At 70.9% G+C, this 7,759-nt stretch carries 5 protein-coding genes and 1 pseudogene; 3 read left to right on the forward strand and 3 right to left on the reverse strand.

Going from position 1 to position 7,759, the window contains the following annotated elements:
* From cydB to hisC, 3 genes are all read right to left on the reverse strand, one after another.
* The coding region (gene cydB / locus AN218_RS32050) for a cytochrome d ubiquinol oxidase subunit II (protein ID WP_070020536.1) at positions 1-681 on the reverse strand (681 nt) is incomplete at its 3' end.
* Positions 682-768: 87 nt separating this feature from the next.
* Positions 769-2,289, reverse strand: a complete 1,521-nt coding sequence (locus AN218_RS32055; RefSeq protein WP_070020540.1) for a cytochrome ubiquinol oxidase subunit I — start codon at positions 2,287-2,289, stop codon at positions 769-771.
* 295 nt (positions 2,290-2,584) lie between these two features.
* Positions 2,585-3,664 (reverse strand): histidinol-phosphate transaminase, encoded by a 1,080-nt coding sequence (gene hisC / locus AN218_RS32060; protein ID WP_070020537.1) that lies wholly within the window; start codon positions 3,662-3,664, stop codon positions 2,585-2,587.
* 451 nt (positions 3,665-4,115) lie between these two features.
* On the opposite strand from hisC, the gene AN218_RS32065 reads away from it, so the two are divergent.
* The 3 genes and pseudogenes from AN218_RS32065 to AN218_RS32075 all read left to right on the forward strand — a co-directional run.
* Positions 4,116-5,252, forward strand: a complete 1,137-nt coding sequence (locus AN218_RS32065) for a LacI family DNA-binding transcriptional regulator (RefSeq protein WP_070020538.1) — start codon at positions 4,116-4,118, stop codon at positions 5,250-5,252.
* A gap of 322 nt (positions 5,253-5,574) precedes the next feature.
* Complete coding sequence (locus AN218_RS32070) at positions 5,575-6,858, forward strand: metallophosphoesterase (RefSeq protein ID WP_420856044.1); 1,284 nt, start codon at positions 5,575-5,577, stop codon at positions 6,856-6,858.
* Positions 6,859-7,137: 279 nt separating this feature from the next.
* Positions 7,138-7,759 (forward strand): annotated as a pseudogene (locus AN218_RS32075) (hypothetical protein); the annotation flags it as partial.

Here is a 7,759-nt window from a genome sequence, read left to right on the forward strand (position 1 = left end):
CGCGGCGCCGGCGCTCCAGGCGCCGCCCCCGTCCAGCGTCGTCCAGGCGAGGAAGGGCACGGCGAGCGCGGCGGAGGCGAGTCCGAGCGCGGTGGCCAGCCGGCGGGCGCGCGGGCGGATGTCGCCGGTGGTCTTCAGCGCGGTGAACACCGCGCCGTGGAAGGTGAAGAGGGTCAGCGTGACCAGTCCGCCCAGCAGCGCGTGCGGGCCGAAGAGGTCGGCGAGGTCGCCCGCGTAGTTCTTGTCCTTGTCGATCGGCACCCCGCGGACGATGTTCGCGAAGATGACGCCCCACAGGAACGCGGGCAGCAACGACGTGACGAACAGGGCCAGTTCCCAGCGGTCCTGCCAGCTCGTCTCGCTGCGCTTGGCGCGGTATTCGAAGGCGACGCCGCGCACGATGAGGCAGACCAGGACGAGCAGCAGCGGCAGATAGAAGCCGGAGAAGAGCGTGGCGTACCAGTCGGGGAAGGCGGCGAAGGTGGCGCCCGCGGCGGTGATCAGCCACACCTCGTTGCCGTCCCAGACCGGCCCGATGGTGTTGATCAGTACGCGCCGTTCGCTGCGGCCGCGGGCGAGCACCCTGGTGAGGACGCCCACGCCGAAGTCGAAGCCCTCAAGGAAGAAGTAGCCGGTCCACAGCACGGCGATCACCGCGAACCAGATGTCGTGAAGCTGCATCGCGTGCTCCTCGGCAGGAGTGGAGGTACGGAGCCGGCCCGGGCCGGCGGTCGCGGGCCGGCAGGAGTCGGCAGGGGTCGGCAGGGGTCAGTAGGAGAAGGTCATGGGACGGTCCGGATCGTCCTTGTCGTGCCCGCCGACCCGCTTCGGCGGATCGAGGTCCGCGGCGGTCAGCTCGGGCGGCCCGGCCTTGACGTACTTCACCAGCAGCTTGACCTCGATCGCGGCGAGCACCGCGTACAGGACGATGAACACGCTCATGGACGTGGCCACTTCGCCCTGGCTCGCGCTGGGCGAGACGCCCGCCGCGGTGGGCAGCACGCTGTAGACGACCCAGGGCTGCCGTCCGGTCTCGGTGAAGATCCAGCCCCACGAGTTGGCGATCAGCGGGAACGCCATCGTCAGCAGCGCCAGCCGCCAGTACCAGCCGGTCAGCGCCGGACCGAGTTCGCGATCCCGCGTGAGCGCGAGCCGTGGCACCTCGTCCTCCGCCGTACGCAGCCGGGGCGCGAGCCAGAGCCTGCGGCGGGTGAGGTAGAGGCCCGCGGCGCCGAGCGCGAAGGAGGACATCCCGAAGCCGATCATCCAGCGGAACGACCAGTACGCGAGCGGGATGTTGGGCCGGAAGTCGTCGACGCCGAACTTCTCGCCGTACTTCTCGCGCAGCGCCTTGTTGGTGTCGTTGATGCCGGGCACGGTCTCGGAGAAGTTGTCGTGGGCGAGGAAGGAGAGCAGCCCGGGGATCTCGACGGCGACCTTGTTGTGCCCCTTGTCCACGTCGCCGTAGGCGAACACCGAGAACGGCGCGGGCCCCTTGGTCTCCCAGAGGGCCTCGGCGGCGGCCATCTTCATCGGCTGCTGGTCGTACATGATCTTCCCGAGCCGGTCGCCGCTGACCGCCGTAAGCACCCCCGCGACGGCCATCGTGACCAGTCCGAGCCGCAGCGACGGACGCATGGCGGACACGTGCCGCCCCTTCATCAGGTGGTACGCGGCGATGCCCACCATGAACGCCCCGCCGGTGAGGAACGCGGCGGCCACCGTGTGCCCGAACTGCGCGAGCGCGGTGTTCTGCGTCAACACCAGCCAGAAGTCGTTGAGTTCGGCCCGCCCGTTGCGCGGGTTCGCGCGGTAGCCGACGGGGTGCTGCATCCAGGAGTTGGCCGCCAGGATGAAGTACGCGGAGAGGATCGTGCCGACGGCCACGATCCACATGCACCCGGCGTGGACCATCTTGGGCAGCTTGTCCCAGCCGAAGATCCACACCCCGATGAACGTGGACTCGAAGAAGAACGCGAGAAGCGCCTCGAAGGCGAGGGGCGCACCGAAGACGTCGCCCACGAAGCGCGAGTAGTCGGACCAGTTCATGCCGAACTGGAACTCCTGGAGGATCCCCGTCACCACGCCCATGGCGATGTTGATCAGGAAGAGCTTGCCCCAGAACTTCGTCGCCCGGAGGTACTTCTCCTTGCCCGTGCGCGCCCACGCCGTCTCCAGCCCGGCGACGAGCGCCGAGAGCGCGATCGTCAGGGGCACGAACAGGAAGTGGTAGACGGTCGTGACGCCGAACTGCCAGCGCGCCAGGGTCTCCGGCGCCAGAGCTGTCATCTCCACCGGCTCTCTCCTTCGCCTCGCGGCTGTGGCCGGTGTCCGGCTCGGAGGTTGATCCGCTTTCGTGCAGGAATGACCGGGCCACAAGTGGTGCTCGTGAATGCGTTCACATTCACAAGAAATACTACGACGGGCTTTTCGGACACTGCGAGGGGGGTCCCCTTCAACCGTGCGACCGGCACGCGCGGAGGCGGCGGCCCAGGGGGCGCCGCCTCCGTCGGGCGTGCGGCCGGGACCCGGTCGCCCGGCTCCGGCTCAGCTCCGGATCAGCTCAAGTCGGCCCGGACGGGGCTCAGAACTCGCTCTTGCGGAAGGCCGCGGCGGTCTGCACGAATATGTCGTTCGCCTCGCGCTCCCCGACCGTGACGCGGACTCCCTCGCCCGCGAACGGCCGCACCATCACGCCCGCCTGCTCGCACGCCTCCGCGAACGCGGTCGTACGGTCGCCGAGCCGCAGCCACACGAAGTTCGCGTGCGACTCGGGCACCGTCCAGCCCTGCGCGACCAGTTCACGCGAGACGCGGGCACGCTCGGCGACGAGCGCCTCGACCCGCTCCAGCAGTTCGTCCTCGCTGCGCAGCGAGGCGACGGCCGCGTCCTGTGCGATCTGGCTCACACCGAAGGGCACCGCCGTCTTGCGCAGCGCGGCGGCGACCGGCTCGTGCGCCACGGCGAAGCCCACGCGCAGGCCCGCCAGTCCGTACGCCTTGGAGAAGGTGCGCAGCACGCACACGTTGGGGCGGTCGCGGTAGAGCTCGACGCCGTCGACGACGCTCTCGTCGCGCACGAACTCGCGGTACGCCTCGTCCAGGACGATCAGCACGTCGCCGGGGACCCGGTCCAGGAAACGTTCCAGGGCGTCGCCCGGAATCGCCACGCCCGTGGGGTTGTTGGGATTGCAGACGAAGATCAGCCGGGTGCGGTCGGTGACGGCGTCGGCCATCGCGTCGAGGTCGTGCTCCTCGCCGTCCGTCAGCGGCACCTGGACCGAGGTGGCGCCGGAGATCTGCGTGATGATCGGGTACGCCTCGAACGAGCGCCAGGCGTAGATCACTTCGTCCCCAGGCCCGGCCGTGCACTGGAGCAACTGCTGGGCGACGCCCACCGATCCGGTGCCGGTGGCCACATGCTCGACCGGCACCCCGAAGCGGTCGGCGATCTCGGCCATCAGCCCCGTACAGGCCATGTCCGGGTAGCGGTTGGCGGAGCCGACCGCGCTCGTCATCCTCTCCAGCACGCCGGGCAGCGGCGGATACGGGTTCTCGTTCGAGGACAGCTTGTAGGCGGCCGGTCCCGAGGCGGCCGGGCGGCCGGGCTTGTACGTGGGGATCCCGTCGAGCGCGCTGCGCAGCCTGGGCTTCTTCTCACTCACCGCGGTCTCCTCCTCGTCCCTGCCGGCACCCAATGCTGCTAACCCTAAGAGGAATCAGGCGAGGGGGGTATCCCGCACCCCTCGGCCCCGTGCGGGACGGCCGGTGCCCGGCCCAGAGAGAGACCCGGAGAGCAGCCCGGAGAGAGACCCGGTGAAGGCGCCGGTGACGGCGGGGCGTACGGGGTCGAACCGGACGCCCCATAGCGCATTTGCGCGCCTGTGGCTGGAGCCGTGGCGCGCATCACTCATGAAGGTGAGTTGAGACCTCCTCGCAACATCGCCGTATCCCTGGGCACAATCGCCCACCGAGGAGGGCAAAGTTCGTGATGGATCGTCAACTGGCGTGTTTTCCAAGGCAGTTGGCCGTAAACGCACATGCAGAATCGTGCCTTCTGGGGTCCCCTCCGAGTGGCCGGTGACCCCTCTGCGGCGGGCCTACGATCGGGGCGCCATGACAGCAGCAGAGAAGCATCAGGTAAGCCGGGAATCGGCCTCGCGCCGAGCACGCGGGGGGAGCCGGCTGAGCGGGCGCGCGGGCATCCGCGATGTCGCCGCCGCGGCCGGTGTCTCGATCACGACTGTCTCGGACGCCCTCAACGGCAAGGGCCGCCTTCCCGACGCCACGCGCAGCCACGTACGCGAGGTCGCCCAGCGCCTGGGCTACCGCCCCTCCGCCGCCGCCCGCACCCTGCGCACCGGGAAATCCGGCCTGATCGGTCTCACGGTCACGACGTACGGCGAAGAACCGTTCACCTTCACCGAGTTCGCCTACTTCGCCGAGATGGCCAGAGCCGCCACCTCCACCGCGCTCGCCCGCGGCTACGCCCTGGTCATCCTGCCCGCCACGTCACGGCACGACCTGTGGTCCAACGTCGCGCTCGACGGCACGGTCGTCATCGACCCCTCCGACGAGGACCCGGTCGTCACCGAACTCGTACGCTCCGGCCTCCCCGTCGTCTCCGACGGCCGCCCCGCCGGCTCGCTGCCCGTCACGGCCTGGGTCGACAACGACCACGAGGAGGCCGTGCGCGGACTGCTCGACCACCTCGCCGAGGCCGGCGCCCGACGCATCGGGCTGCTGACGGGCACCAGCACCGACACCTACACCCGGCTGTCGACCACCGCGTACTTCGACTGGTGCGCGCGCGTGGGACAGGAGCCGGTGTACGAGGACTACCCGGCGCACGACCCCTGCGCGGGAGCCGTCGCCGCCGACCGTCTGCTGGCGCGGCCCGACCGTCCCGACGCGGTGTACGGGCTCTTCGACCCCAACGGCACGGATCTGCTGGCCGCCGCGCGGCGCTACGGGCTGCGCGTGCCCGAGGACCTGCTGCTGGTGTGCTGCAGCGAGTCCAGCGTCTACGCCGTCACCGAACCGCCCATCACCACGCTCTCGTTGAAGCCGGGCCGCATCGGGAACACCGTCACCCAGCTCCTCATCGACGCCATCGAGGGCATCGGCGGCGACGCGCCCGTGGAGCAGGTGATGCCGACGGACCTCATCGTCCGTACGTCCTCGCAGCGCCGTCCGCCCCGCACCACGATCAGCGCGCCGCGCTCCCCCGGACCCGTGCCGGGGACGGACTGAACGCGCCACGGGGAGACGGACGGAAACGCGGACGGGGACGCGGACGGGGACGCGGACGGGGACAGCGCGGCGAGGACGAGAGGGGAATTACCGGAGGAATGCGCCACCCCACGGGCCGGGAGCCGCGATTGCCACCCCCAGGTGCGTCACAAGCCCCTGCCCGCCTTCCTATGATGGGGCGCACGACACCGGGGCCCGGTCCCGGCCTGTGCAACCGCGGACCCACGGGTCGGCGTGGCAGGCGACGGGCGGGAACCCCCGCCGAGGCAGGCGGGGCGAGGCCCGGACAAGTGCACGGCGGCACGCGATGGTGGAGGGGTCGATGACTCAGGGGGCCGGTCAGGGACCCGGGACGTGGCAGGAGAGCGGCGCTGCCGCGGACGAGCCCGGGGCCACGGGTGCGCCCTCGCACTCCGTACGGCCCGCGCAGCCCATACAGCACGCTCGGCCCGCTCCGACCGCTCGGCCCGCCCGGCACGGTGAGCCCGCTCCGGCCGGTCAACAGCCGCCGCCCGCAGGGCACTCGCACGCGCACGCGCCGCAGACGGCGTTCGGGCACTCGTCCCTGGAGCAGGCCGCGCCGCATCCCGAGCACACCATGTCCGCCCCCGCGCCCGAGGAGGACGAAGCCGGCGACGGGCACGAGGGGCACGACGAGGGATACACCCCGACCGAGCGGGATCTGCCCGTCGTCAGCGTCCCGGAGGAGGAGGAGCACGAGCAGACGCTCGTGGACGTCGCCGCGCAGACCGCGGCCGAGGAGGGCGACGGTCCGCTCTACGTCGTCGGCGACGTGCACGGCTATCTCGACGAACTGCGCGCCGCACTGCGGGAAGCGGGCATCATCGACGAGCAGGACGAGTGGATCGCGGACAACGCCCGGCTGTGGTTCCTGGGCGACTTCACCGACCGGGGCCCCGACGGCATCGGTGTCATCGACCTCGTCATGAACCTCTCCGCGCAGGCCGCCGCCGCGGGCGGCTACTGCAAGGCGCTGATGGGCAATCACGAGCTGCTGCTCTTCGGCGCCAAGAAGTTCGGGGACACACCCGTCAACTCCAGTGCCGGCACTGCCTCGTTCCAGGCGGCGTGGCTGCTGAACGGCGGGCAGCGCACCGACATGGAGCGCCTGGAGGACCACCATGTGCAGTGGATGTCGCGCCTCGACGCGATGGCCCTGGCCGACGGCCATCTGCTGCTGCACTCGGACGCCACCTGCTATCTCGACTACGGCACCACCATCGAGGCAGTCAACGACGCCGTGACCGAGGCGCTTCAGCGCAACGACGCCGACGAGACCTGGGATCTGTTCCGCAAGTTCACCAAGCGCTTCGCCTTCCGCGACGAGACGGGGTCGCTGGCCGCACGCGAACTGCTCACCGTCTTCGGCGGGCGGCAGATCGTCCACGGGCACAGCCCCATCCCGTACCTGCTGGGCGAGTTGGTCACGAACGGCGACGCGGGCGAGGACGGCGACGCGGACGAGGACGCCGTGCCGGAGATCACGGGGCCGCATCTGTACGCGGACGGTCTCGCGCTCGCGATGGACGGCGGCGTGACGATGGACGGGAAGCTTCTCGTCACCCAACTGCCCCTGGAACGCTAGAAGACGGCCGCCTGTCACGCGGAGACTGGGAAGCGGAGACTGGGAGGCGGACGACGGTCGTCGGGGGCGGCCGGGGGAGGCGGCCTCGGCGGTGAACACATTGCCGCGAAGGGGCAATTACCGGAAACTCTCTCTCACGAAGTGCCCGATTCCCTTTAACATCGGTTCTGCCGCTGCGACTTCCCCTACCCTCGCCGCGGCTGCCCCGCCCTCCCCCTGGGCCTGCCGGCCCGGGATTGGTGCCCCTCGGCACCGGAAGGCCCAACGGAGCATCGGGGGATGCACATGAAGAGCGCTCCGCACCTGCTGCCGGAAGACCGGCCCGAGTTCGAGCGGGCCGTCGACGAGGCGCTGCGTGACGCACCGCGGCGTCCCGGACTGGCGGCGGCGGGCGAGCAGATCAGCACACAGCAGTTGCGTGTCATGGCGCTCAGCGCCGCCACCTCGATCGCGGCGGACGCCGCCGAGGAGTACGGACGGTACGTCGGCCTGCGCACCCGGCAGCGCCGCTCCGGCGGCGACCGTACGGACCGTACGGAGGGACGCGACCGTACGGAGGGACGCGAACAGCCGGGCGGCGCGGGCGGGTTGAGCCTGGCCGGGGTGGGCGAGGGCGTCTCGGAGGCGACGGGAGCGGGGCTGCTCGCGATGGTCTCCGTGCTGGTGCCGCTGCTCGCGGGCACGGCCGCCGTCATCTTCCTGCTGCTCGGCTATCTGCTGCGCGTCGTCTCGCCCGAGCCCGCGATCGCGGCGCCGATGCGGGGCGCGGGCTGGGTCTTCGCCGTGCTGGCCGCCGCGGGGATCGTCGTGGCGATGGCCGAGCTGTGGCTCACGGCCGTACGCAACGGGGCGGGCGCGCGCGGGAGTCAGCCCGGTCCGTCGGGCTCCGGCACGGACGGCG

The organism is Streptomyces nanshensis, from assembly GCF_001751255.1.
Taxonomy (GTDB): domain Bacteria; phylum Actinomycetota; class Actinomycetes; order Streptomycetales; family Streptomycetaceae; genus Streptomyces; species Streptomyces nanshensis_A.